At 38.0% G+C, this 24,059-nt stretch carries 22 protein-coding genes and 1 pseudogene; 15 read left to right on the top strand and 8 right to left on the bottom strand.

The genetic code is table 11. The features are described from left to right. Positions 1 to 80: 80 nt before the first annotated feature. Positions 81 to 272, bottom strand: a pseudogene (locus Q4489_RS00005) (FAD-dependent oxidoreductase); the annotation flags it as partial. Positions 273 to 551: 279 nt separating this feature from the next. On the opposite strand from Q4489_RS00005, the gene Q4489_RS00010 reads away from it, so the two are divergent. After that, positions 552 to 2,069 (top strand): hypothetical protein, encoded by a 1,518-nt coding sequence (locus Q4489_RS00010; RefSeq protein WP_303475418.1) that lies wholly within the window; start codon positions 552 to 554, stop codon positions 2,067 to 2,069. A gap of 69 nt (positions 2,070 to 2,138) precedes the next feature. Here the strand turns inward: Q4489_RS00010 and ftnA are convergent, their stop codons facing one another. Continuing rightward, positions 2,139 to 2,669: a non-heme ferritin gene (gene ftnA, locus Q4489_RS00015; protein ID WP_303475420.1), complete on the bottom strand. Its 531-nt coding sequence runs from the start codon at positions 2,667 to 2,669 to the stop codon at positions 2,139 to 2,141. Positions 2,670 to 2,781: 112 nt separating this feature from the next. After that, on the bottom strand, positions 2,782 to 3,255 hold the full coding sequence (locus tag Q4489_RS00020; RefSeq protein ID WP_303475422.1) for a peroxiredoxin: 474 nt from the start codon (positions 3,253 to 3,255) through the stop codon (positions 2,782 to 2,784). Between the two features lie 364 nt (positions 3,256 to 3,619). Here Q4489_RS00020 and Q4489_RS00025 point away from each other — a divergent pair, with 364 nt between their 5' ends. The 3 genes from Q4489_RS00025 (at position 3,620) to Q4489_RS00035 (ending at position 4,841) form a co-directional block, all read left to right on the top strand. After that, positions 3,620 to 3,907, top strand: coding sequence for a putative quinol monooxygenase (locus Q4489_RS00025; protein WP_303475425.1), 288 nt, complete (start codon positions 3,620 to 3,622; stop codon positions 3,905 to 3,907). A 113-nt stretch (positions 3,908 to 4,020) separates the two neighbouring features. Further along, the gene (locus tag Q4489_RS00030; protein ID WP_303475427.1) at positions 4,021 to 4,419 is read left to right on the top strand and encodes a VOC family protein; all 399 of its coding nucleotides are present in this window, start codon (positions 4,021 to 4,023) and stop codon (positions 4,417 to 4,419) included. An 11-nt stretch (positions 4,420 to 4,430) separates the two neighbouring features. Continuing rightward, positions 4,431 to 4,841 (top strand): GFA family protein, encoded by a 411-nt coding sequence (locus tag Q4489_RS00035; RefSeq protein WP_303475431.1) that lies wholly within the window; start codon positions 4,431 to 4,433, stop codon positions 4,839 to 4,841. Positions 4,842 to 4,948: 107 nt separating this feature from the next. Here the strand turns inward: Q4489_RS00035 and Q4489_RS00040 are convergent, their stop codons facing one another. Further along, positions 4,949 to 7,231: a DPP IV N-terminal domain-containing protein gene (locus tag Q4489_RS00040; RefSeq protein WP_303475433.1), complete on the bottom strand. Its 2,283-nt coding sequence runs from the start codon at positions 7,229 to 7,231 to the stop codon at positions 4,949 to 4,951. A 371-nt stretch (positions 7,232 to 7,602) separates the two neighbouring features. Between Q4489_RS00040 and Q4489_RS00045 the strand changes: the two genes are divergently transcribed. Further along, complete coding sequence (locus Q4489_RS00045) at positions 7,603 to 8,661, top strand: DcaP family trimeric outer membrane transporter (protein ID WP_303475435.1); 1,059 nt, start codon at positions 7,603 to 7,605, stop codon at positions 8,659 to 8,661. 369 nt (positions 8,662 to 9,030) lie between these two features. Continuing rightward, positions 9,031 to 10,563, top strand: a complete 1,533-nt coding sequence (locus Q4489_RS00050; protein ID WP_303475438.1) for a PAS domain-containing methyl-accepting chemotaxis protein — start codon at positions 9,031 to 9,033, stop codon at positions 10,561 to 10,563. Between the two features lie 71 nt (positions 10,564 to 10,634). On the opposite strand, the gene Q4489_RS00055 is transcribed toward Q4489_RS00050, so the two are convergent. From Q4489_RS00055 to Q4489_RS00065, 3 genes are all read right to left on the bottom strand, one after another. Further along, the gene (locus tag Q4489_RS00055; protein WP_303475440.1) at positions 10,635 to 11,090 is read right to left on the bottom strand and encodes a DUF3291 domain-containing protein; all 456 of its coding nucleotides are present in this window, start codon (positions 11,088 to 11,090) and stop codon (positions 10,635 to 10,637) included. A 49-nt stretch (positions 11,091 to 11,139) separates the two neighbouring features. Next, on the bottom strand, positions 11,140 to 13,473 hold the full coding sequence (locus Q4489_RS00060; RefSeq protein WP_303475442.1) for a Tex family protein: 2,334 nt from the start codon (positions 13,471 to 13,473) through the stop codon (positions 11,140 to 11,142). Positions 13,474 to 13,641: 168 nt separating this feature from the next. Continuing rightward, complete coding sequence (locus tag Q4489_RS00065; RefSeq protein ID WP_303475444.1) at positions 13,642 to 14,208, bottom strand: hypothetical protein; 567 nt, start codon at positions 14,206 to 14,208, stop codon at positions 13,642 to 13,644. A 301-nt stretch (positions 14,209 to 14,509) separates the two neighbouring features. Between Q4489_RS00065 and Q4489_RS00070 the strand changes: the two genes are divergently transcribed. The 7 genes from Q4489_RS00070 to greB all read left to right on the top strand — a co-directional run bounded on the left by Q4489_RS00070 (position 14,510) and on the right by greB (position 20,750). Beyond that, complete coding sequence (locus Q4489_RS00070; protein WP_303475446.1) at positions 14,510 to 16,105, top strand: MFS transporter; 1,596 nt, start codon at positions 14,510 to 14,512, stop codon at positions 16,103 to 16,105. 432 nt (positions 16,106 to 16,537) lie between these two features. Beyond that, on the top strand, positions 16,538 to 17,008 hold the full coding sequence (locus tag Q4489_RS00075; RefSeq protein ID WP_303475448.1) for a DUF2059 domain-containing protein: 471 nt from the start codon (positions 16,538 to 16,540) through the stop codon (positions 17,006 to 17,008). Between the two features lie 225 nt (positions 17,009 to 17,233). After that, the gene (locus tag Q4489_RS00080) at positions 17,234 to 17,698 is read left to right on the top strand and encodes a 2TM domain-containing protein (protein WP_368389578.1); all 465 of its coding nucleotides are present in this window, start codon (positions 17,234 to 17,236) and stop codon (positions 17,696 to 17,698) included. 229 nt (positions 17,699 to 17,927) lie between these two features. After that, positions 17,928 to 18,554, top strand: a complete 627-nt coding sequence (locus Q4489_RS00085; RefSeq protein ID WP_303475451.1) for a hypothetical protein — start codon at positions 17,928 to 17,930, stop codon at positions 18,552 to 18,554. Between the two features lie 290 nt (positions 18,555 to 18,844). Then, complete coding sequence (locus tag Q4489_RS00090) at positions 18,845 to 19,489, top strand: PEP-CTERM sorting domain-containing protein (RefSeq protein ID WP_303475454.1); 645 nt, start codon at positions 18,845 to 18,847, stop codon at positions 19,487 to 19,489. Between the two features lie 228 nt (positions 19,490 to 19,717). Beyond that, positions 19,718 to 20,233 carry a YgjV family protein gene (locus Q4489_RS00095; RefSeq protein ID WP_303475456.1) on the top strand — a complete coding sequence of 172 codons (516 nt, stop codon included), beginning with the start codon at positions 19,718 to 19,720 and terminating at the stop codon, positions 20,231 to 20,233. A gap of 40 nt (positions 20,234 to 20,273) precedes the next feature. Next, positions 20,274 to 20,750, top strand: a complete 477-nt coding sequence (greB, locus tag Q4489_RS00100) for a transcription elongation factor GreB (RefSeq protein ID WP_303475458.1) — start codon at positions 20,274 to 20,276, stop codon at positions 20,748 to 20,750. Positions 20,751 to 20,841: 91 nt separating this feature from the next. Here greB and Q4489_RS00105 read toward each other — a convergent pair whose 3' ends face one another. Further along, a complete protein-coding gene (locus Q4489_RS00105; protein WP_303475461.1) occupies positions 20,842 to 21,693 on the bottom strand; it encodes a peptidylprolyl isomerase in 852 nt (283 codons plus the stop codon). 113 nt (positions 21,694 to 21,806) lie between these two features. Here Q4489_RS00105 and Q4489_RS00110 point away from each other — a divergent pair, with 113 nt between their 5' ends. Continuing rightward, the gene (locus tag Q4489_RS00110) at positions 21,807 to 22,517 is read left to right on the top strand and encodes a DUF445 domain-containing protein (protein WP_303475464.1); all 711 of its coding nucleotides are present in this window, start codon (positions 21,807 to 21,809) and stop codon (positions 22,515 to 22,517) included. Positions 22,518 to 22,763: 246 nt separating this feature from the next. Then, positions 22,764 to 23,951: an amino acid aminotransferase gene (locus Q4489_RS00115; protein ID WP_303476125.1), complete on the top strand. Its 1,188-nt coding sequence runs from the start codon at positions 22,764 to 22,766 to the stop codon at positions 23,949 to 23,951. Positions 23,952 to 24,059 lie beyond the last annotated feature (108 nt).

Consider the following 24,059-nt stretch of genomic DNA (forward strand, 5'->3'; position numbering starts at 1 on the left):
TTCTTTTTGTCATTTAACACCTCAATAATTGGATTATATTCCATTATTAAAGTGTCCTGTTTAATTAAAGCAGATCATTCACAAAGATAATTATCAGGGTTGGCATTTTCATTCGTAAAATTACAACGCCCACCGCCTGAGATCAGAATTTTACGTCCTGGCTTTTTCCCCATATCAACTACCGTAACTTTTTTGCCTCGATAGCCAGCTGTTGCTGCGCACATTAAACCTGCTGCGCCGGCGCCAATGATTAAAACGTCAGTATGTATCAAGTTATAAGCCTTAGAGTAAATCAGGCAAGCATTATAAAAATATTTTGCTTTTATCACCAGTGTATTTACTGCGGCTTGTGTAACAGACTGCTGAGAATTACCAAAAAGTGTCAGTATTTTGTAAGGAAATACAAAGATAAAGTAAAGAAACGCAAAGCTCGAGTAAAGAAGTGCAAAGATTGAGTAAATCGTTGAACGAACAGTAAGAAGTCGCCTCTATATGCAGACTTTTGATATCAGCTTGATATCGATTAACGATGAATAAAAATGAGATGAAAAATGCTGAATTGTACGAAACAACGTAATGAAAAATTATCCTATAACAGCTTAATGATACTTTTATTATCAAGTGTGATGCTAATTATGGCCGGTTGTGGCTCTAGTGATAGTAGTGATAATAAAGTGGGTTATTTAAAATTTTATAATGCTTCTACGAATGCGCCGTCACTGTTTTTGACTGTTGATGAAAATCTAGATGAAGATGAAGACGATGAAGTTGAAATTACTTTTAGCGCTACAGCATATGGTACTGCTGATACGCGCAGAGAATTGCCAACAGGTGATTATTTTTATGAATTAGCGTGGCAAGATGAAGACAGTGCAGCACGTGCTGATTTAGAAATGATATTCCAAGATCAAATCTCGATTGAACAAGACACTATCAGGTTCGTAGTGGCTAGTGGCGATATCAGTCAACCTCAAGTAAATGTGTATGATATTCCCTTAGTGGATGATGAAGATGACTCAACGCTATCGTTATTTAATCTTCGGGTGTTGAATATGCACGGTTCTAATCAAGCGGTAGATATATACCTTTCTCAAACCGATGAAACGTTTAATGAAGCAACAATGATTGGTAGCTATACGTTTCAAGAGCTTTCGGAAAACCAAAAATTCGATCAAGATCAATATGTGTTCTATATTACCCACGCAGGTGAAGATGAGGTGTTGTTTCAATCGAACAATGTAAGCTTTTTATACCCGTCGCAATATGTCATGGTTATCCGTGAAAACTTAGGAAATAGTGACTCACCTTATATTATGGATAAAGTGTCGTCTTCGTACACTGAAACCTTTCTTGATTACAACGCAGAAGCACATTTTCGCGTATTTAATGCCATTGACCAGCATGAGCTGATTGCAGACTACAATGATGTTATTGATGTTGAAATAACCGGTGGTAATACAACATCTTCTTTATCATCGCTTGAACGCGGAACGTTTAGTGATGAAATCGTAAAAGATAATGGCGATTTTAGTGTTAAGGTGACGGTCAGTGGCAGCGAAAGCATTTTGCTTAATAATCATTTATTATCGCTACCTGAAAATGCTAATAAAACGCTCTTTTTATATTTAACAGAAGATAATGTTGATCATGATGGCGATGGTGATGTAGACGAAAATGGTGACGGCATTGTTGATGAAATTGAAATTTCTATTAACTCGTTGGTCGTTGATAACAGCGTAAGAGAAAGTATTTATGATCATCAATTACAACTCGTTAACTTAGTTGATAGTGATGATTTTGGGGTAGTTGAGTTTTATTTTGTACGTAGTGATGAAACAATCGCAACGGCTTACTATTCAAGTGCTGTTTCTTATGCAAATGCCGAATCAATTATTTTGAGAAATAATACTTACCAAGTTTTTGCCGTGGCAAAACATAACAGTAGTGAAATAGTGTTGGCTAACTTTGAGTTAACCTTAGATGAAAGCAGTGATGAATTGTTTTTAATTATTGAACAAGATGACACTTCCGCTAGCGGTTATCGGGTTACAACAGAAGAACAGCTATAGCTTAAGTACTGATGAATCAGTTATAAGAAAGGGGCTTTTTAGCCCCTTTAACATATACGAATATAATGATTATGCGGTGGGCGCATTTGTCATAATGCTAGAAGAGCCTGTTTTTGCTAGCTCTGCTAAGTCTTTATCAACAAAAAATAGTGCGTGGCCATCATGGCCAACTAAGTTAATTTTATCTAACACACTTTTAAAGAGGGTTTCTTCTTCGTGTTGTTCAGCCACATACCATTGTAAGAAATTAAAGGTAGAATAATCTTGGTTAGTAAATGCTTGATGCGCAAGTGAGTTAATGCGTTCAGTAATTTCACATTCATGCTGATAAGTTTTTTCAAAAACATCGGCAAGAGACTCAAACTCATGTGGTGGAGCATCAATGGCTCCTAAAATTGGCAAAGCACCGGTTTCACTCACATAGGTGAATAATCGAGTCATATGATCCATCTCTTCAGCAGCGTGTTTACGCATAAACTCAGCTGCGCCTTCAAAGCCTTGCTCCTCACACCAAGCACTCATCTGTAAATATAAGTTAGAAGAGTAAAACTCTAAGTTAATTTGCTCATTGAGCTTTACGATCATGTCTGATTTCAACATATTACACCTCGATAAAATAGTTTGCGCATTATCACGTATCAATCAGAGTTTTGCAAATAAAACTCAATAAAATCAATGGCATATCAATGATAATTATTTCCATTTGTGTTTGTTATAAGTTTTGTAATATTGATTCGCCACCACTGACAGATAATTCGCCTGCTTCTTCAGTCGCTAAATGAACAACCGTGCCGTTATCGATAATCATCGCATAACGTCTAGAGCGAAAACCGCCTAGTGGCTCCATATCTACCCCTAACCCTAATGAACGTGTATAGCTGCCGTCAGCATCTGAGAGCATGGTAATATGTTCAGCGTTTTTAACGTCTTGCCACGCCTTCATAACAAACACATCATTAACAGCAATACAGATAATTTCATCAACACCTTTAGCTTTAATTTGATCTGCTAAAGCAATGAAGCTAGGTAAATGGTTGTCAGAGCATGTAGGAGTAAACGCGCCCGGAACGGCAAACAATACAACTTTTTTACCTGCGAATAAATCAGGTAATTGATGAGTGATAGTATCGTTATCGGTACGTTGGTGAAGTTTTCCGCTTGGCATTTGTTGATTTACGTTAATCATAATTTTCCTTTTCGATATGAGTAAAAGTGAGTTTTATCGGTTTACATAAAAAACTTTTTGAATGAGCCGAACGCGCACAGTCTTTACATGCAAAGCGCGGCGTAAACACAATTTGTGCAATAATGTGTATATTTTTTTCTATGTCTTTTTTCTTCCATTTACAAAGCGACTTAGTCATACACTTATACCCAAAAAGTCTTGCTGTTGTTAGTCTAGTTGATACTAGCATCGAAAGCACGGTAGCTTCGCTTAACAAATCATTTTTTTAAAATGAAGGAGAATATTTGGCTCGGTATTGAAAGCTATTGTGATGCATTACAGACAATGATTAAATGCAGCTTAATTTAATTCAGCAGGGAATATTATGATACATAGAGTTAATCAGTTTTATGCCGCAGACAACCAAACACAAGCATTAAAAGAATTTTTCCAAGCGCTTGTTGATTATATTAATCAAAGTGAAGGATGTATAGGTTGCCAACTTTTACAAGATGAGCAGGATGACTCACATTTTGTGATATTAGAGCAGTGGCAAACTAAAGAAGCTCATCAGGCATCGTTAAGTCAATATCCTGCAGATAAAATGCAAGCTGCTATGTCGCTTTTTGGCAAGCCACCAAAGGGCGATTATTATACTTTGATTAAAGATTAAAGATTAAAGATTAAAGATTAAAGATTAAAGATTAAAGATTAATGAGATCTTGTCACTATCTATGATGATTTTAGACGCTGTAATATTAATAAAAGGTAAAAACTTATCAAAGTATGAATAATAAAATTGTTTTAAAAGGTATTCATCACGTAGCGATTATTTGCGCTGACTATCAACGTTCTAAAGCCTTTTATGTTGATATACTTGGGCTTGATATTATTGCGGAAAATTATCGTGCAGAACGCCAATCATATAAATTAGATCTAGCGCTACCTGATGGTAGCCAACTCGAAATATTCTCATTTGCCAATGCGCCGAAACGCCCTAGTTATCCTGAAGCTCAAGGACTAAGACATTTAGCTTTTCAAGTAGATTCTGTTGAACAAACAGCATTATTACTGACAAAAAAAGGCATTGATGTTGAGCCGATTCGTGTTGATGAATTTACTGGAAAACACTTTACTTTTTTTAGTGATCCCGACGAATTGCCAATTGAAATATATCAAACATAACAGGGTATTTTATGTATAAAGGAAGCTGCCTATGTGGCAAAGTACAAATAACGATTAAAGGTGCTATAAGCGATATTATTCATTGTCACTGCTCTTTGTGTCGTAAAAATAGCGGTACGGCTTATGCCACGAATGGCTTTGTTGATCGAGAAGACTTTGCCATTATCGCTGGCGAGCATGAACTCAGTCAATTTTCGTATAAAGCTAAACGAGTGCGCCACTTTTGCAAACATTGTGGTTCTCCTGTTTATAGTGAAAACCTAGAAGATATTCAACGAATTAGATTACGTTTAGGCCTGTTAGACTCACCGATTTCTGAAAGACCTATTTCACATAATTTTGTGACTTCTAAAGCAAATTGGGAAGAAATGGATGCAAAGCTTCCTCGCTATGAAGCGTTTGAACCTGAGCGACAAAAATAGCAGTATTTAACTATCTTCGTGAAGTTGAATTCAATACAGTAAAAAGCCGTTTTGTGCGTAACACGAAACGGCTTTTTTACTGTTAAAACTTGCTATTTACTAGCATATTATTTTTTTAGTGTTTCAAAGGTAAACTCTTTAGGTGGTGTTACCCCTTTTAAGTGTTCAACGAAATAGTCCCAACGTTTACGCAACATAAACGGTTCACGTGCAAAGCCGTGACCGCGATTCGGTAGCATGATCATGTCGAAATCTTTATTGGCGTCAATTAATGCTTCAACAACAACTAAGGTATTGTAAGGCGGTACATTGGTGTCTGTCGTGCCGTGAGCAATTAATAATTTACCTTTTAAACGATCTGCAATCAGTTGATTCGCTTGGCTGTCGTAGTTCGTAGTACCGTCTTCATTGTTCACTAACATACCATGCCATTTTTCACCCCATTCATCCGCATAGTTACGGTTGTCATGATTACCTGCTTGAGAAACAGCGACACTATAAAAATCTGGATACATTAATAACGCGCGAGTAGAGGCAAAACCACCACCTGAGTGCCCCCAAATACCTACTTTACTGTCATCAATCCAATTGTGTTTACTGGCAAGTTGTTTGATGGCAGCTACTTGGTCTGGTATGCCACTATCGCCCATGTTGCCGTAATAAAATTCATGAAACGCTTTTGAACGACCTGGCGTACCTAATGCGTCAATTTCAATGACGATAAAACCAAGTTCAGCAATGGCTTGATTATCGCCTCGTGATGCACGGAAATGACGACCTCGAATAGAGCCTACTTGCGGCCCAGGGTATAAGTAGTTTACAACAGGGTATGTTTGTTTCGGGTCAAAATTGCTTGGCTTATACATTAAGCCGTAAATATCGTGTTCACCGTTTCTATCTTTGACAATAAACGGCTTTGGTGCGACCCAGTTGTTCGCTTTTAATTGTTCGATATTCATGGTTTCGATGGCAAAACCTTTACCGTTGTTGGTGTTTCGAACATAACTTTTTTCTGGTGTAACATACGTTGAGACGCGATCGACAAAGTATTTACCGTTTTCACTTAAGGTGATGCGATGGTGTTGTTTTTCTGGCGTTAACAGCGTTAAATCTGAACCATCAAGGTTTACGCGATAAAGGTAGTGAAAATATGGGTCACCGCCTTCACGCCCAGCACCGGTAAATAAAATTTTGCCGTTTTCTTGGTCAACATGAAGTAATGAAATTACCGTCCAGTCACCTTGGGTAACTTGTTTCTTTACTTTTCCTGTATTTGCATCAATTAAATAGAAGTGACCCCAATTTGAACGTTGAGAAAACCATAATATTTCATTGGTTTTATCAAGGTACTGCCAGCTAACCCCTTGAACACCCGATTCAAAAAAGGTGTCTTCGGTTTCTGTAAACACAGTTGTTACTTTACCTGAACTAGCATCTGCAAAACGTAACGTTGCTTTTTTATGGTCACGAGAAGAAGAAACAAAAGCAAAGTGAGAACTATCACTAGACCAATCAATATCAAGTAAGCTGCCATCTCGTGCGGCAACATGGTCAGTGATAGTAGAGCGATGCTCGTCAGGCGCCATATCTAATGGAATAACCTTCGCTTTTTCTACGTCGATAACTACACGATGAATTTTAAAAACATGCTCATCGCCAGGTAATGGATATTTCCAAACATCAATTTTTGGGTGACCAACAGCCGTGGATACAATGCCCATATCGCCAACCTTACGGCCGTCATGCTTGAAGGTGGTTAGCTTGCTTGAATCAGGTGACCAGGTCACAACAGGTTTGCTACTACGTACCCAGCCAGCATTGTTTGTTGCATAGCCGAAATTTTCAATGCCATCAGTGGTCAGTTGAGTTTCTGTATTATCAGTAAGGTTTCGAAGCCATAAGTTATGCTCACGAATAAATACTGACTTGTTACCATCAGGCGAAACAAACTCACTACGCTTTATTGATGTTTCATCTTTTTTACAAAGGTAATTGCTTAATGGGCACTGGTAATTAGTACCTTTGTAGCTCACGTTGAGTACGTTATCGTCACTGATAGTTACTTGATAAAAAGGCAATTTATTATGGTTTACTTCACTTTCAGAAATACGTGCAAGTGATTCAGCAAGCTTTTGATGATCAAAGGCAGGTACTTTCGTTTGCTTGTTAGCATCTACTTTAAAAAATCGTAACCCTTCAGGGGTTTGGCTACGATAAATTAAGGTATTGTTGTTAGACCATTTTGGATAGTCGACGGTACCAGTAACCAGCTTTGTGGTGGTGGTTGATAATTGTTGTTCTGCGCGTTGATAATCGGCTTTCGTTACGTCAGCGTGTGCAACGCTTGAAACCGATATTATCGCTGCAGCCAAAGACACATATTTGTTCATGGTGAGGAAACCTGCATTTTAGTTGTTATAAATCACGATAGTTAAGCGTAATTTTCGCTGACAAAGAGCTTAGCATACATTAGGCAGAAAAAGGCTGGCACACTCGACCAAAGGTCATGAATACACGATAAAAAGTAGCATAATATTATCGATTAATAATCTATTATTCGAAAGTAAATCTCTTTTAGTTACGACTAAAGTCTAATGAGAAATGTTGCTCTTATAGACTTAGGTCTAATTTCTAAATGGCTGATTAGCCTCTACGGTTATACCCAGAAAAAAAATAACAGTTTAAAAATAACGATAAATAGCTGACAGATTGTTAAGTTTTCTTTCTCAGGCTATATACACGAAACATGGGGAAAGTAGAGATGAAAATTTATAAAGCCGGTTTACTGGCGACAGGCTTATTAACACTCGCAAGTTCAGCACACGCAGGATATGAAATTAAACTAACTGAAGATGATAAAATAACCTTCGGAGGTTTTATACAAGGAGATATTCGTTATATTGATGGTAATGCATCATCAACGTTAACCAATGATGATTTTTGGATCGGCCATGTCGTAAACGATGATATTTCAAACACTCGCTTTTCTGCCAGTTCAACACGCTTCAATACAAAATATCAGCATGGTGATATAACCGGCTTCATTGAAATGGACTTTTATGGCGGTGACGGTAACGAGCGCTTAACTAATTCTCGTCATCCTCGTTTACGTCATGCGTTTATTAAATATAAAAATTGGACCGTTGGTCAAACATGGTCAACGTTTGTCAATACTAGTGCTTTAGCTGAAGCTGCTGACTTCGGTGGCCCTTTAGTTGCAGCGGCATTTATTCGTCAAGATTTGATCCGTTATACCAACGGTAACTTTCAGGTTGCGATTGAAAACCCAGAGTCTTACGGAGGCTATACTGGTGCAGGTGGTTATGGCTCACAAGATTCAGTGCCTGATGTTATTGCTAAATACACCTTCTCGGGTGATTGGGGTAATGTGTCAGTTGCAGGTGTCGCTAAACAATTAGAAACAGTTAGTGGCGAATCAGAATCAGGGTTTGGCTACGGTATTGCCGGTAGAATCAAAACTGTGGGTAAAGATGATTTTAGATTTCAACTGCATGGTGGCAATACGGGTCGCTATGTAGGAGCGGCTGCCGCGACAGACCTTGTCGGTGAAGAAGTCGAGGAAACAAAATCTATTTCTGTTGCTTATCGCCATTTTTGGACAGAAACATTAAGAACGAATGTTTTTTATGGTCGAACAGAAACAGAAGAATCAGATCGTGAACGTACACACTGGGGCGTAAACCTGTTTAAAAGCATAACGCCAAAACTATCGTACGGTGTTGAGTTTGGTAATTTTGATGCAGAAGACCTCGCTGCTGATTCTAATTACGCACAACTTTCTGTGAAATATGTTTTATAACGTTACTGTGTTAACACGTTTTTGCGTTAGTTAGCCTCACTGAGGTTATCTTTATAGGGAAGCAATGCTTCCCTTTTTTTATAGGTAAATAATCACGTTAAGTCATAGAAATATTGGATATACGCCAATTTAATTCAGTCACTCTAAATATTCCAGAGCTGCATGTTTTACGTTAATCACAATATCAAGCGAATCGCATTAATCTCCTTTCTATGGCTTATATATCGTTATTATCCCGTAAATATTTTGTGGTTATTTTGTAAACCGTTAAAAATTTTATATTTTTTTAACAATTTGGATTTTTTGCCGATATAATCTTTACTTAGATAGACCATTAACCACAACTTCAATACGGAATTTAAAACCTTAATGAATACCACAACGAATGAAGTTACATTTTCGCCTTCTGAACAGCTTGTTTCGATTACCGACACTCAAGGTGTGATTTTATATGCTAATGAAGATTTTTGTCGAATAGCGGGATATTCACAATCTGAACTAGAAGGGCAGCATCATAATATTGTTCGTCACCCTGATATGCCTAAGGCGGCTTTTGCTGACTTATGGCAAAAACTTAAACGGGGAGACTCTTGGCGAGGCATGGTTAAAAACCGTTGTAAGAATGGTGATTATTATTGGGTAGATGCCTACGTTACTCCTTTATACGAGGGGAATAATATTGTTGGCTACCAATCTGTTCGTTGTTGTCCTACGGCCGAACAAAAACATAAGGCACAGGCGCTGTATCAACAGATAAATCAAGGGAAATCGATAAACGAATTTTCTACGAATGTGTCTTTAAAACGTAGCTTGGCTGCTGCGCTTGTATGTTCAGTTACGATATTATTAGCATGGCTTGTTTCTATGTACGCAGCAGGCGCGTTACTTCTGACGGTTGCGTTACTGGTTATTATTTTTAAAGATGAGTTTATTGATATCTCTAATCAAATTTCACAATATAAACAAGAATTCGACAGTCCATCTAGGTTCGTGTTTAGTGGTAAAGGCATTGCCGCGTTAATGCGATACCCGTATTTAATGCAGCAAGCAAAAATAAGAACAATTTTAGGAAGAAGCCGTGATTCAGGTGAAGGGCTTGTTAATCTTGGAGTAAAATTAAAAGATACCTCTGCTCGTTCTTTGGAAGGTCTATTTAATGAAAACTCGCAGCTAGATCAATTAGCAACGGCAATGACAGAAATGTCTGCCACCGTTCAAGATGTCAGTCAAAGTACTACAGATGCTTACGACAAGGTCGTGGTAATGCAGTCTGAATGTAATCAAGCAATTAGTGTAATTGATCATAGTCAGAAAAAAATCACCGTATTATCAGGTGAGGTAGAATCTGCTGCAAATACTGCAACTAACCTTGTTACAGATATCACCCGTATTTCAGATATCATGACTGAAATTCAAGGCATTGCTGATCAAACTAACCTATTAGCTTTAAATGCGGCTATTGAGGCTGCTCGTGCTGGTGAACAAGGACGAGGTTTTGCTGTTGTTGCAGATGAAGTGCGAACCCTTGCTGGCAGAACGCAATCTGCAACCGAGCAAATACAAGGTTCAGTGGTAGAGCTTCAACAAACGCTACAGCAATGGAGCGCAACCATGGTTTCAAGTCAAGGTGAAGCAGAATCATGCGTAGAAGATGCAACAGAAGCAAAAGCTGGAATGGATCGCATCAAAGGTATGATGGATGAAGTAACAGATATTGCAGGGCAAATAGCAACGGCAACCGAACAACAAAGTGCCGTCGCGGCAGAAATGACCCAAAGCGTGCATAGTATCGATGGTATTTCAAAAGAAAACACCGAAATTGCTGAGCAAGTTAACCGTTATGGTATTGAGGTGAACAAAAGTGCGGAAACGTTAGAGTCGTTAAGCTCAACGTTTCGATAATGAAAATGTTAAGCACCTTATTGATAATGGGATAGGGTGCTTTTTTATATCGAAATTACACCGTTATGACTTCAATTAATTTTATTTAAATCTGCTGCAGTGAAGTTACTTTTAAAGCTAAATGCATAGGGTGAATCCCCTCGTTTTCTTAAATGCATCAAACGCTCAATTGCCTCTTCTACTGTAGGTATATGATTAACCGGTACCCACCATAATACGTAAGAGTCTTCGGGGATGCGATGAAACCACTCTTGCTTTCTTTTGAGAAAATCAATGTGATGGGTTCTGAACATAAAATTCTTTAATGACTCAATATCTTGCCAAACAGACATGTTTACGATGATATCTGGGTCATCCATGACTTTGATATCTGTGGCGTCACCACTGTCATCTTTTAAGCGCCAAACAAAGCCATTGCTTGTTTCTGCAATAGCATTGATCGGTTCCAGGTTGTTGATAAATTCTGCTATTTCTGGTGCGTCTAGCGCGTATTTTGCTTTCGCAATATTAAGTTGTGCAAGATTCATTGTGCCTCCAGTACTAAGCAGTACGCTCTAGTTTATTTTTTTTAAGCTATTATTTTTTCAACTTTGCAAAGGCATCAGCAAAGGCATTTCCCATGGCGGCATTTTCTACCGGTTTTGGTTTTTTGTTGTGATGCTGCGGCCTGGCTTGCTGCTTACCTTTGGGGTTACTTTTGGGTGTATGGGTTGGTTGATATTTTTGTTTTGTAGGCGCTGATGCTTCATCTGTTAATCGCATTGTAAGACTAATGCGCTTTCGTTCAACATCTACTTCCGTTACCTTAACTTTGACAATATCACCTGCTTTTACCACATCGCGAGGGTCAGAAATAAACTTATTGGTGATCGCAGAAATATGCACTAAACCGTCTTGGTGAACACCTAAATCAACAAAGGCACCAAAATTTGCTACATTAGACACCACGCCTTCAAGCACCATACCAACGTTTAAATCTTTGATTGATTCGACGCCTTCGGTAAAGGTCGCTGTTTTAAATTCAGGACGAGGATCTCGAGCCGGCTTTGCCAGTTCCTGCACCACATCTTTTACGGTAATATCACCGAATTTATCATCAACGAGCGACTGAAAATCAACTTTATTCGCTAATGTTTCTTCATTAAGCACTTGGTCTATTGAGGCACTTAGCTGGGCTACAATTTTATCTACAATAGGGTAGGTTTCGGGATGAACACCAGATGCGTCTAGTGGATTAATACCATCAGAAATTCGTAAAAAACCAGCGGCTTGTTCGAAAGCCTTAGGGCCTAAACGTTCAACCGATTTGATTTCTTTTCTACTGTTAAAACGACCGTGCGCATCTCGGTAACGAATCACATTATTAGCAATGGTTTTATTTAATCCGGCCACTCTGGTAAGTAATGCCGCAGAGGCGCTGTTGATATCAACACCAACTGCATTTACACAGTCTTCAATGACATTATCGAGGGCTTTACTTAATTTACTTTGACTTACATCATGTTGATATTGTCCTACGCCAATGGCTTTAGGGTCAATTTTAACTAACTCAGCCAAAGGATCTTGTAACCGACGAGCAATGGATACCGCGCCACGAATAGACACATCAACATCAGGAAATTCTGTCGCGGCAAGTTCAGAAGCTGAATAAACAGAAGCACCTGCTTCGCTGACAATAATTTTTTTGACTTTTCCTTCGCATGCTTTTACAACTTCACCCGCTAACTTATCGCTTTCTCTTGAGGCTGTGCCATTGCCGATAGCAATAAGGTCAACCTTGTATTGGCGCGCTAAATTAACCAGAGTACGAATAGATTTATCCCAGTTATTTTGCGGCTCATGTGGAAAAATAGTAGCCGTTTTTAGCAACTTGCCGGTTGCGTCTACCAACGCTATTTTACAGCCAGTTCTAAAGCCTGGATCGATTCCCATTGTTATTTTTGGCCCAGCAGGCGCAGCCATTAATAAGTCTTTCAGGTTTTTAGCAAAAACAATAATGGCTTCTTGTTCTGCTTTTTCACGTAAGGTGCCTAAAAACTCAGTTTCTAATGATTGACTAAATTTTACTTTCCATGCCATATGTACCACTTTGGTAAGAAATTTAGCGGCTGGCTGCGAAGACAAGTTGAGCTGATAATGCTCGGTAATCATTTGTTCTGCTGAAGAATAGTGGCTATTATCTTGCTGCGGATCTACGTCAAGCGATAAGCTTAAAAAGCCTTCGTTTCTACCTCGCAATAATGCTAATGCTCGATGTGAGGGAATTTTTACAATTTTTTCAGAATATTCGAAATAATCACGGTATTTAGCACCTTCTTTTTCTTTTTTCTTTAGCACCTTACTTTTTAAGTGCGCTTGTTTGGCAATTAATCTACGTAGTTTTGCTAATAGTGATGCGTCTTCGGCGAAGCGCTCGATTAGAATGTAAATGGCCCCCTCTAACACCTTATCGGTATTTTCAAAGCCTGCGGGAATATTAATGTACTGCTCAGCTTCTATTTCAGGCACGAGTTGCCATTGCTGAAACAATGCCGTAGCTAAAGGTTCGAGGCCAGCTTCTATGGCGATTTGTCCTTTAGTTCTTCGTTTTGGTCGATAAGGGAGGTACAAATCTTCAAGGCGTGTTTTATTGTCTGCCTCAAGAATGGATTGTTTTAATTGTGGCGTTAATTTTTCTTGCTGTTCAATGTTCGTTAGTACAACGTGTCTGCGTTCTTCTAGCTCGCGTAAGTATTCAAGTCGTTGTGATAATGTTCTAAGGTGGCCATCGTCTAACCCTTGCGTAGCTTCTTTTCGGTAACGGGCAATAAATGGTACTGTAGATCCTTCATCAAGTAATGAGATTGCAGCGGTTACTTGATGAGTGTTTACATGGAGTTCTTGGGCAATTTTTTCAGCAATTGCAGACATTATGTCGTGTCCTATAAGGTAATTAGCGCTTTTTTCTATATATATGGGTGCAAATAACAATTTCTAGGCTATTGAGTGAATATCATTGAATTTATAAATGTCGACATGTGAAGTGATATAGCCTAATAGCTCTTATAATCGATAACTATTAGGCTACAAAGCTAGCCGTTATTCCATCATATTATTATCAAGGGCTTTCACGGGAAAGCTTTTTGCAAAGGCTAACACAGCATCTTTATTTGCTGAATTTGATTCAAACGCTAACATGCCACCGCTTTTTAATGAAACGGTTAGCTTTGTAGAGCCATCAGTGTGTTCTAAGCTTGCGTTACGTCTTTGAATACGCACTTTATTGTTACTAGAGGTCATACCAAATTGTGCCAGAGCAGCAAAAGCAGAAGCGGCAGCGCCTGTATTTCCTGTTGTTAATGTTACTTGTATGTATTGATCGTTGTGATGATATTCACGCTCAATAATATTCATTCCCATGGCAGATTGATGGGAAAGCTCATTACCCGAAAAATCGTTGATTTTATCTTTGAAAAAACTGCTAATTTGATTGTTTTTTAATTGCTCAAGTTGTGTAACACACCAACGAGCCTCTTCTAGCGCACCTTCAATATCTCCGCTTTCAAATAAATTAGCGGCATTTTTGCAAAGCTTTGCTGGATCTTCATCGTTGGCCAAGGTGCCAAATGTGGTCACACAAATTAGTAATGAGAGTATGAGTTTCATAGTCAATATCCTTATAAATTAATAATGGCAAATAGTATAAAAAACACACAAAAATTAATAGTGCTTTGGTGAATTTATTTTGGTAAATGTCACTTGACGAAAATTGATTAAATTAATGAGTGGTCTTTATTTAGCTTGTTATCGTTTGCTATTTTTAATAGAAATGTAATCGTTATCATTAAAAGTCACATACCTTGAGTAATTACACTATTTCACTAGAAAACAATCAAGATATGGGTATAATCAAACGATTAATAATCACACAGTGTCACCTTGTATTTGTGGCATGAAGGTAATAAAAATGCGCGCTAAAGAGTATTTATTTCATCATCCTGTTGCTTTTTGGCTGGGTTGTGTGTTGATCACTCTAGGTGTGCTGTCTCATATTCCAATGTTTATTCATGCTGCTCATATGAATTACCGTATGGCAGGCATGGCTATGGATAACACCATGCTTATTGGCATGGCGTTGATTCCATTTGGTTTAGCATTAGCTTGCTATGGTTTGATGCCCCGCTTAGCAACGTTACGACTCAATAACAGCACTGAAGAAATTCAGTTTCATGTTGCTGACAATAGCCCACTCAACACAGAACATATTAAATTAGTTATTGCGTTATTAATTGCTGTGATTGTTGATGTAATGAAGCCTGCTACGTTAGGGTTTGTTATGCCAGGGATGACTGATGAATACCAAATAAATAATGAAACAGTAGGGGTTGTAGCACTTGTTGCCTTGACGGGAACAGCTATTGGTTCTGTTTTATGGGGCAGAATGGCAGATCTACTGGGTCGTCGGGCTGCTATCCTACTCTCAGCATTAATGTTTATTGGTACTGCAATTTGTGGAGCGATGCCGAGTTTTCAGTGGAACCTTATTATGTGTTTTTTAATGGGGTTATCTGCAGGTGGTCTATTACCCATAACCTTTACCTTAATGGCTGAAATGGTACCCGCTCATCACCGAGGTTGGTTGCTTGTTGCATTAGGTGGTATTGGAACCTCAGCAGGTTACTTGCTGGCGTCAGGTGCTGCTGCACTGCTTGAACCGTTATTTAGTTGGCGAGCACTTTGGCTATTAGGCTTACCTACAGGTTTAATTGTTATTATCTTGAATAAATATATCCCTGAATCACCGAGATTCTTAGCAAATATGGGATTAGTAAACCAAGCAAAAGCGGTATTAACTAAATACAATGGCGAACTTGATGACCCCAAAATTCAGCAAACGCTGCCAGTAACCTGTGAAGAAGTTGAGCCGAGTAGTTTATCTCAAATGATGAAAGGGCCATATGCTTTAATTACACTAGCACTTATTGGCACAGGCGTAGCGTGGGGGGTTGCCAATTTTGGTTTTTTATTGTGGTTACCAACCAATTTGCGTGAAATGGGTATGAGTGCTCAAGCCACTAATCAGTTGTTAGCACAGTCAGGCTTATTTGCGCTTCCAGGCATTCTGATGGTTGTATGGTTATATCACCGTTGGAGCAGTATCAAAACGTTAGTTCTTTTTGTTGCGTTAACGGCGCTTAGCTTAAGTTTGTTTATCATTGGCGATTTACTTGGGCAACTTAATAGTACTGTGATCATTACTTCTACAGTGTTGCTGTTAATCAGCAGTAGCGGCGTTATCGCCATGTTAATTCCCTACGCAGCGGAAATTTATCCCGTACAGCACCGTGGTATAGGGGCTGGCCTAATCGCTGCAAGCTCTAAATTTGGTGGAATAGTTGGCGCATTACTCGGTGTAATGGGGTTATTTGAACAAATAGGGGTATCTGCTTTCACGATTGCAGTACCATTAGTATTGTGCGCTATTGTTCTTGCTAAAAACGGCATAGATACCCGCGGGCGCCGTCTAGAAGATATACATTTAGCGTTTGTTAATCGCACTTAGATGTCTTTATGCCAGTGCAACCTCAACAATCAAAATTGATGTAGATTAGTGAAGCATCAAAACAAACAGGTTTATCAATTAAAGCTATTCCATTTTATCGAGAAAAGGGCTGTTCATAAAACCTAGCAGGAACGGATGATGTAGAGTGAATGACGCCATTGATATTGACGTTTTAATCTTGCTTATAGAAGCCAAAGCGTCAAGCGCATCCTTGTCGATTCTTAAGGGAGTTATTATTTGCTTTCAATGTTCAAACCACTCTATTCATGATAATGCTCTACTTGCAATACTATCGTAACGTGTTAATTTCTATTCTTAATTGACCGGTCTATTTGTTGGTGGAGCTGCTAAACGCTTACTCGGCTTCACTGTCTACATTAGCATTGTAAGCACATACTGATCCGCTGTCGCGGTGTTATATAAGGATATCAAGTGAAAAAACGTTTAGTACTACCATTAATATTATGTACCTTGTCATTGCCTACCATGGCACAAGAAAAACCCATCGATGAACTTTTCAGTGTTATGGCGATGGAAAAGCAAATGGCAGGTGGGTTTGAAGCAATGCTACCTGTGATCGATCAAATGACTGCTAAGTTTAAATTAGATAGTAAAGGCAAAGCAGAGCTAAAGGATATTTTTCGTACTTGGTATAACGAAGATATTGATCGTACAAAGATGATAAATGAAATGAAAAAGCTGTATTCGCAAGCATTTACCGTCGATGAACTTAGCGAAATTATCAGCTTTTATAAGACGCCTATCGGCCAAAAATTTTTAGAAACATCACCAAAATTAATGCAACTTGGCGCTCAAATTGGTATGCAAGAAGCACAGTCTAAGCAAATTAAACTGATGGAACGTGTGAAACCTTTTCTAGAAAAGCACGGTATCAAACAGTAAAAAACCTTTTCTGATTAAAAAACGATTCGCTATCTAGTTTTCCAAAGAATATGGTTATATAAAGCTTTCGAGTAGGCACTTTAAGCCTTCGTGTCATTGAGATGCTTAAGGTGCTTTTATCTTATTGATTTATAACAAATGTCGTGTATATGTCATGTAAATGTCGTCGTTAAAATACAGCTTGTAATTGATAATTACTCTCAAACTTCAGCAAAGAGTGTATAAATGATTGTTCGAAAATTAAGAATTCAGCGTGGTTGGTCTCAAGATCAACTTGTTCAATTTAGTGGGTTGAGTGTACGCACTATTCAACGGATTGAAAGGGGGCAAAATGCTGGCTTGGAATCATTAAAATCTTTAGCTGCTGTTTTTGAAGTTAATATTCAAACATTACAACAAGAGCCTGTTATGAATGCCGATAGAGAATTATCAAATCAAGAAATCGAAATCATTGAACATGTTAAAGACATCAAAGACTTTTATACGCATCTAATTAACTATGCGATAGTGGTAGGAGCACTCTTCATCTTAAACTTTATCATGAGTCCTGGTTACATTTGGGCTTGGTGGGTGGCTTTAGGTTGGGGAATTGGTGTCATTTCACATGGCTTGAGTGTTTTCGAGGTTGTTAATTTTTTCAGCGCAGATTGGGAAAAAAAACAGATAGAAAAAAGACTAAATAAAAAATAACATCGTATTACAACGCGTATTATTGAAAGGGATTTCAGTGTATGCAACCTTTGCTTGTTTGTAATGTCTTTGGCGCAGCCAACTTGAGCCTAACCAATAAAATGCACACACATTCTAATTAGATTAGAGATTATCACATTAAAAATGCCTGTAATCACATAAGCGTTGTCGTTTATTTTGTTAGACGTTATTTTTAGGTGAAATAAATCAACAAATTGATAAGTCTAAAATGCATTCAATACATATTTTATCTTTTCTAATCGCTTGTACGATATCATTAACGGTTACAGCTGATGACGTAAGTCCGGTTACCGTTAATAAAACAGCCAATTTTCCATTGCTAGATGGCCACTGTGATAGTGCTGAATGGCGAGGAGCGACTCTGTTGCAATTACCTGCCAATATCAATATTCATATAATGCACAATGAGCATTCGGTCTTTATATGTGCTCAAGGAAAAGCAGAAGATTATACTGTGCTTGATTTGTATATTGAGCACGGTGACACGAAAACACTTTATAATTTACACGCCTCAGCCCAGCTTCTAGAGCGTAGATTAATTGAACAACAGTGGAGCAAGTCTGATTTTTGGAATCATAAAGAGTGGGGTGGGTTTTGGGTGCCTTATGCCGGTGAAGAATCTTCTGAAAGTGGCAAACGAACAAAATTTCTCACCGGATCATCGAGAGAAATTCAAGTGCAAAAGAAAAAATTTCCCGGTGATGTGTGGCAGATGATGGTTGAAATTAGTGGTATATATCAAAACGGTAAATATGGAGCTAGTTTTACCTATCCTAAAAATGCGATTGACACAAATACATCAACGTGGACAACATTTTCATTTTCAACTCATTAATCGTGTAAAAGCTTGTTAATTTTTATCAAATGGCGCGAAAAAATTAATGTTCTAGTCACAACAGGTTTACATTATATTTAAGTTTTTTGAAAATACCTGTCAGAATTTTTTACAGGAACCTCAATCATTATCTTGATAATTAAAAGTTTATTACATTTTAAAGTTATATATTACAGTATGTTATTTGGTTTGTTAACGAAACCTTGCGATCTGGTCTGATGATTGCTTAGTTGCATATTAGTACAATATCGGAATGATATTGACGTTGTAACTTAAAGATGGATGTTCAAATGAAAAAGCTTCTTAGCAAAATTACTGCAATTGCGACATTAAGTGTAGTGTCTACATTTTCAAACGCAGATTTAATCACTACAATCACGCATGATTACGGTCAACAACAATATACGCCAAACAGTTTAGCGTCTAATAATAGTTGTGATACGTTAAATGCAGATTCAGTAACGATTACCGATAACTCAAATGGTTGTGGTCGTTTTTATGACTACTTTGACTTCTCTACTGTGAATTTTAACACAATTGATAGTTTTGAATTAACATTAGATTTTGACAATGCTTCAGATCAAGGCATGTGGTTTTGGAAAGAGAATTGGGATGTTAGACCTGGTGCTTCAGCATCTTTAAATTCTGGTTATGATCGAAACCATGATCAAGGTATTGCCACTACAATCACAATTGATGCCAATACTGTTGATGCACAAATTTTTCAAAATATGATCACAAACCAAAACTTTTCATTAATGTTTTCGGAAACTTCATTTGGAAATAGAGAGTTTGAGTTAAATAGCGCCTCATTAAGTATTTTTGGTACGCCAGGTGAGCCATTAGCTGCTGAAATACCAGAGCCGGCACCACTTGCATTGTTAGCTTTAGGCATGTTTGCCTTAGGTGTTTCAAAACGTCGTAATGCTAAATAAGCGTTAACTGTCGTAATAAATAAAATGATTAACCTCTGTCATTGAATGTAACAGTGACAGAGGTTTTTTATACTTACGTTAAGATATATCATTGCTTGTCATAAAAATGTAGGAGCTCTAAGTAGCCATCACGCGACAAAAGTTAAGCTGGCACATTTCATGATTCAACAGGTATAATTGCTTTTTTGGCTGTTCAGCCGTAATCGCACTGACTTTTTCAAGGTTATTATGCCCGATTTCCTACTTTCCCAGATTTTAGTTACCTTTACATTAATTATTGAATGCTTTGCCATGCAGCTAAAAGATAAAGATCGTATCTTGGCGTTGTTATCGTTAAGTTGCTTATTTAATGGTCTTCATTATTTGTTACTAGATCAGCCAACGGCCGGTTATATTTTTCTGTTTTCAAGTATTCGTTTTTTGTTGTCTATTAAATGGAAGTTTCAATGGATGGCTGCGGCGTCATTGTGTGTTAGCTTGTTTATCACAATCTATACGTACACGGGGTTATTAAGTATATTAGGCTTTATTGCAACCGTTTTTATTACTACCGGTTCTTTTAGCAAGAATGATAAATTTCTACGCTTGATGATGATTTTAGGTGGCTCTCTTTGGTTAACTCATAACGCTATATTGTGGTCACCTGTCGGAATTCTTGTTGAAGTTATTTTTGTTGGTAGCGGTGCAATTGGCTATTATCGTTATTATCTTGCGGGTAAATTAAAAATGTCGCAGCAAGATTGAATGATGCATCTTATCAAAGTTAAGAAAATGGTTAATTATCATGAAACGTAGTCATTACATCACACGACATGGCTGGGATATGCTGGATCGTGAATTAAAATATTTATGGAAAGATGAACGTCCTCGCGTTACAAAGTCGGTTTCTGAGGCTGCAGCATTAGGCGATAGAAGTGAAAATGCAGAATATATTTATGGGAAAAAGCGTTTAAGAGAAATTGATCGCCGTGTACGGTTTTTGTCAAAACGTTTAGATGAATTAACCATTGTTTACCCTGAAAAACAGCAAGAAGGAAAAGTATTTTTTGGTGCATGGGTAAAAGTGATTGATGAACATGATAAAACATTTACCTACCGTATTGTGGGTTCAGATGAATGGGATGTTTCTAAAGGTGAAATCAGTATAGATTCTCCTGTGGCGCGTGCATTAATTGGTAAACAAGTTGATGACGAAGTGGTCGTGAAAACGCCAGAGGGTGAGCGTATTTTAGATGTAGTCAAAATTTGGTATAAAAATTAAGGTGTGCGGGTTGTTAACACACCTTATGGTAATGAATCATCATTGAAAGAACACAAACGTTAATGATTTGTATAACTGAAGCACCAGTCGCTTACTTTGATAATACCTTTACCTTTACTTTCGATTGGCAGATATCTAATACTGGCAAAGGTTTTTTATAAAAGAAAGGGTTATCACGTAATCGTTTCTTGTCAATTTTATCTGCATAGTGCGAGTTATCTGTGTTTTCTACGGCAATTTTGAGCTGTTGTGCTTTTGGTAAATCTGCCATTACCGTGATATTTTTTATCGTGGTAAACTTTTCAGGTAATACCTCAGGCATCCCTTCTATAACAGCTGTACGTTGAATTGATTGAACATGCTGCATTCCGAGTATCACTCGGCCAAAAATGGTCATAATGCGGTCTAAATAACGTGGCGCTTGACCATTGGTAATATAAAAGTGGCTGGTGCCAGTATCAGGTGCTGATTCTCTTGCCATCGCAATGACGCCTGGGCAATGTAATAACCATGCCTTTTGCTCTTTTTGCGAATAACCAACAGCAAAACCTTTTTTAAAGCCTGTTTGTGGTGCAAACATATCGTGTTGTTGAACTTGGGTAAACGACCAGTTTTCGTCGGTGGTGATTTCTTCTTCAATGGTCAACGGTGTAATGCCCTTGTCTTTATCTGATCCATCTTGTGGTCCCGCTTGTGCAACGAAACCATCAATTACACGATAGAAGCTTTCACCTTGATAAAACCCATCTCTTACTAATTTTTTGAAACGTTTTACATGGTTTGGGGCAAACTCGGGCGATAATTCCAATATTACATCACCTTGAGGTAGTGTCATGATCACAGTATTTTCAGGAGAGACAATACGCCAATCATTATCTAATTTTTCCTTCGCACTAGCCGTAAAGCAAATTATTAGTAAACACGTTAATATGGCTTTAATCATGATAAATTCCTATGTAATGTTAGTGTTTCACGTTAACTCAACTGGCTTGGCGTGATCAAGATAGCTTGATAAAATAATATAAAATTAACCAACGTATTTCACTGGAGACAACATTGAATAAAAGTTTAATAACCAATGTATTAGCGCTGTTAGTAACCATAAGCGGTTATTATTTTTCTTTGAATGTTGTTTACGCCATGGGGATTTTTGCTTTATCGGGTGCTATAACTAATTGGCTTGCTGTGCATATGCTTTTTGAAAAAGTCCCTTTTTTGTATGGTTCTGGTGTGATACCTGCGCGTTTTGAAGAGTTTAAAGCGGCCATTCGTCATTTGATGATGGAGCAATTCTTTACCGAAGATAACATTGATCGGTTTTTATCTGACAATGCTGGTAAGGCGAGTACCTTTGATTTAGTACCAGTGATTGACAAAATAGATTTGTCGCCAGCTTTTGATAATTTAGTAAAGGTAATCGAAAATTCTTCTTTTGGTGGAATGTTAGCCATGGTTGGCGGTAAAGAAGCGCTTGAACCGATGCGTGAACCTTTCATTTTGAAAATGAAAGAAACCGTGGGGGATATTTCGCAAAGTGAACAATTTAATGAAGCTCTACGAACGCAGTTAGAACAACCAAATGTGATTGCTGAAATGCGTGAAAAAGTAAGCAATATCATTGAAAAACGCTTGAACGAATTAACCCCTAAATTAGTAAAAGAAATTGTACAAGAAATGATCCGCCAGCATTTAGGCTGGTTAGTTGTTTGGGGTGGAGTTTTCGGCGGTACTATCGGTTTAATTGCCGCACTTACTGGTAATTTTTAATCACTGTTAATGGTTATATTGAATTACAAATTCATGGTGTTTGCTTAGTTAACCCCCTTAATTAATTGCGGATTATTTTCGTTAGTGCCTTTTGTACTAAAAGGTAACTGATTTTTCTGTCAAATTGCTTTAATTCTCGCTGGATAGTCGCTATGCTAGCCCTTTCAAATCGGGATTTTACTGGCATTACGTGCGATGGCGCATTGCAATGCAAAATCTCACTCTATCTATAAGGTAAATGGAGACATGTTTGGTAGCTTAAAGGCATTGCCTGCCGATCCTATTTTAGGTTTATTGGCTAAATATCGTGAAGATTCAAATCCACAAAAAATTGATTTAGGCGTGGGTGTTTATAAAGATGAGGCTGGCCATACGGCTATTTTAAAGTGTGTGAAAACCGCTGAAAAGCATCGTAACGATACCGAAGATACCAAGGTGTATATTGGCCCAACAGGCTCTCCTTTATTTAATGATGAAATGTCGAAGCTTATTTTCGGCGATCATAAAGTATTGAGTGAAAACCGTGCCCGAACTGTTTCTACCCCAGGTGGCACAGGTGCATTACGTGTAGCAGCTGAATTTATTAAGTCATGTAAAGCGGGCGCAACCATTTGGGTTTCAAATCCTACTTGGGCAAATCATACTGGCTTATTTGAAGCGGCAGGCCTTACGGTCAAAACCTATCCTTATTATGATCATGAGAACAAGTGTTTAGACTTTGATGGTATGTTAGCAGCACTGAAAGAAGTCAGTGCTGACGATGCGGTGTTATTACACGCGTGCTGTCATAACCCGAGCGGTATGGATTTAAACCAAGAACAATGGCAACAAGTTACAGAAGTTGCAAAAGATATTGGCTTTCTACCGGTTGTTGATATGGCATACCAAGGCTTTGGTACAGGTTTAGATGAAGATGCTGCTGGTTTACGTCTATTAGCTAACAATGTTGAAGAAATGGTTGTATGCAGTTCATGTTCAAAAAACTTCGGTTTATATCGTGAGCGTATTGGTGCAACTACTATTATAGGTAAGTCATCTACTGCCATTGATATTGCATACTCTGTATTACTTTCAGTAGTACGAGTTATTTATTCTATGCCACCCGCACATGGCGCAGCATTGGTTGAAACAATACTATCTTCTGATGAATTACGTTCGCAATGGCATCAAGAATTGGCTGAAATGCGCAATAGAATTAACGGTAATCGCCAGATAATTGTTGATAAACTAATAGAAAACGGCGTTGAAAGAGATTTTAGTTTTATTACACGTCAAAATGGTATGTTTTCGTTTTTAGGTATTACCCCTGAACAAGTACAACGTTTACAAGACGAATTCAGTATCTATATGGTTGGCTCTAGCCGTATGAGCATCGCTGGCATAGCAAAAAGTAATGTAGATTACTTAGCACAATCAATTGCAAAAGTGCTGTAATAGAAGTCTTTATTTTGTTGAGTCACTTTAAGAGCCGAGTATATTTACTCGGCTTTTTTATGTTTGGTGATTAGAGAACGACAGGGTTGGTTGGATGCTTTTCTGTCT

It is taken from the genome of Thalassotalea sp. 1_MG-2023 (assembly GCF_030546745.1).
Lineage (GTDB): Bacteria > Pseudomonadota > Gammaproteobacteria > Enterobacterales > Alteromonadaceae > Thalassotalea_C.

Bases quoted from the DNA above. Each gene is read 5' to 3' on its own strand.
- Q4489_RS00020 (WP_303475422.1), bottom strand. From the start codon at position 3,255: ATGATTAACGTAAATCAACAAATGCCAAGCGGAAAACTTCACCAACGT.
- Q4489_RS00030 (WP_303475427.1), top strand. From the start codon at position 4,021: ATGAATAATAAAATTGTTTTAAAAGGTATTCATCACGTAGCGATTATT.
- Q4489_RS00065 (WP_303475444.1), bottom strand. From the start codon at position 14,208: ATGAAACTCATACTCTCATTACTAATTTGTGTGACCACATTTGGCACC.
- ftnA (WP_303475420.1), bottom strand. From the start codon at position 2,669: ATGTTGAAATCAGACATGATCGTAAAGCTCAATGAGCAAATTAACTTA.
- Q4489_RS00080 (WP_368389578.1), top strand. From the start codon at position 17,234: ATGATTGTTCGAAAATTAAGAATTCAGCGTGGTTGGTCTCAAGATCAA.
- Q4489_RS00045 (WP_303475435.1), top strand. From the start codon at position 7,603: ATGAAAATTTATAAAGCCGGTTTACTGGCGACAGGCTTATTAACACTC.
- Q4489_RS00060 (WP_303475442.1), bottom strand. From the start codon at position 13,473: ATGTCTGCAATTGCTGAAAAAATTGCCCAAGAACTCCATGTAAACACT.
- Q4489_RS00105 (WP_303475461.1), bottom strand. From the start codon at position 21,693: ATGATTAAAGCCATATTAACGTGTTTACTAATAATTTGCTTTACGGCT.
- Q4489_RS00025 (WP_303475425.1), top strand. From the start codon at position 3,620: ATGATACATAGAGTTAATCAGTTTTATGCCGCAGACAACCAAACACAA.
- Q4489_RS00040 (WP_303475433.1), bottom strand. From the start codon at position 7,231: ATGAACAAATATGTGTCTTTGGCTGCAGCGATAATATCGGTTTCAAGC.
- Q4489_RS00095 (WP_303475456.1), top strand. From the start codon at position 19,718: ATGCCCGATTTCCTACTTTCCCAGATTTTAGTTACCTTTACATTAATT.
- Q4489_RS00115 (WP_303476125.1), top strand. From the start codon at position 22,764: ATGTTTGGTAGCTTAAAGGCATTGCCTGCCGATCCTATTTTAGGTTTA.
- Q4489_RS00085 (WP_303475451.1), top strand. From the start codon at position 17,928: ATGCATTCAATACATATTTTATCTTTTCTAATCGCTTGTACGATATCA.
- Q4489_RS00055 (WP_303475440.1), bottom strand. From the start codon at position 11,090: ATGAATCTTGCACAACTTAATATTGCGAAAGCAAAATACGCGCTAGAC.
- Q4489_RS00050 (WP_303475438.1), top strand. From the start codon at position 9,031: ATGAATACCACAACGAATGAAGTTACATTTTCGCCTTCTGAACAGCTT.
- Q4489_RS00070 (WP_303475446.1), top strand. From the start codon at position 14,510: ATGCGCGCTAAAGAGTATTTATTTCATCATCCTGTTGCTTTTTGGCTG.
- Q4489_RS00010 (WP_303475418.1), top strand. From the start codon at position 552: ATGCTGAATTGTACGAAACAACGTAATGAAAAATTATCCTATAACAGC.
- Q4489_RS00090 (WP_303475454.1), top strand. From the start codon at position 18,845: ATGAAAAAGCTTCTTAGCAAAATTACTGCAATTGCGACATTAAGTGTA.
- Q4489_RS00035 (WP_303475431.1), top strand. From the start codon at position 4,431: ATGTATAAAGGAAGCTGCCTATGTGGCAAAGTACAAATAACGATTAAA.
- greB (WP_303475458.1), top strand. From the start codon at position 20,274: ATGAAACGTAGTCATTACATCACACGACATGGCTGGGATATGCTGGAT.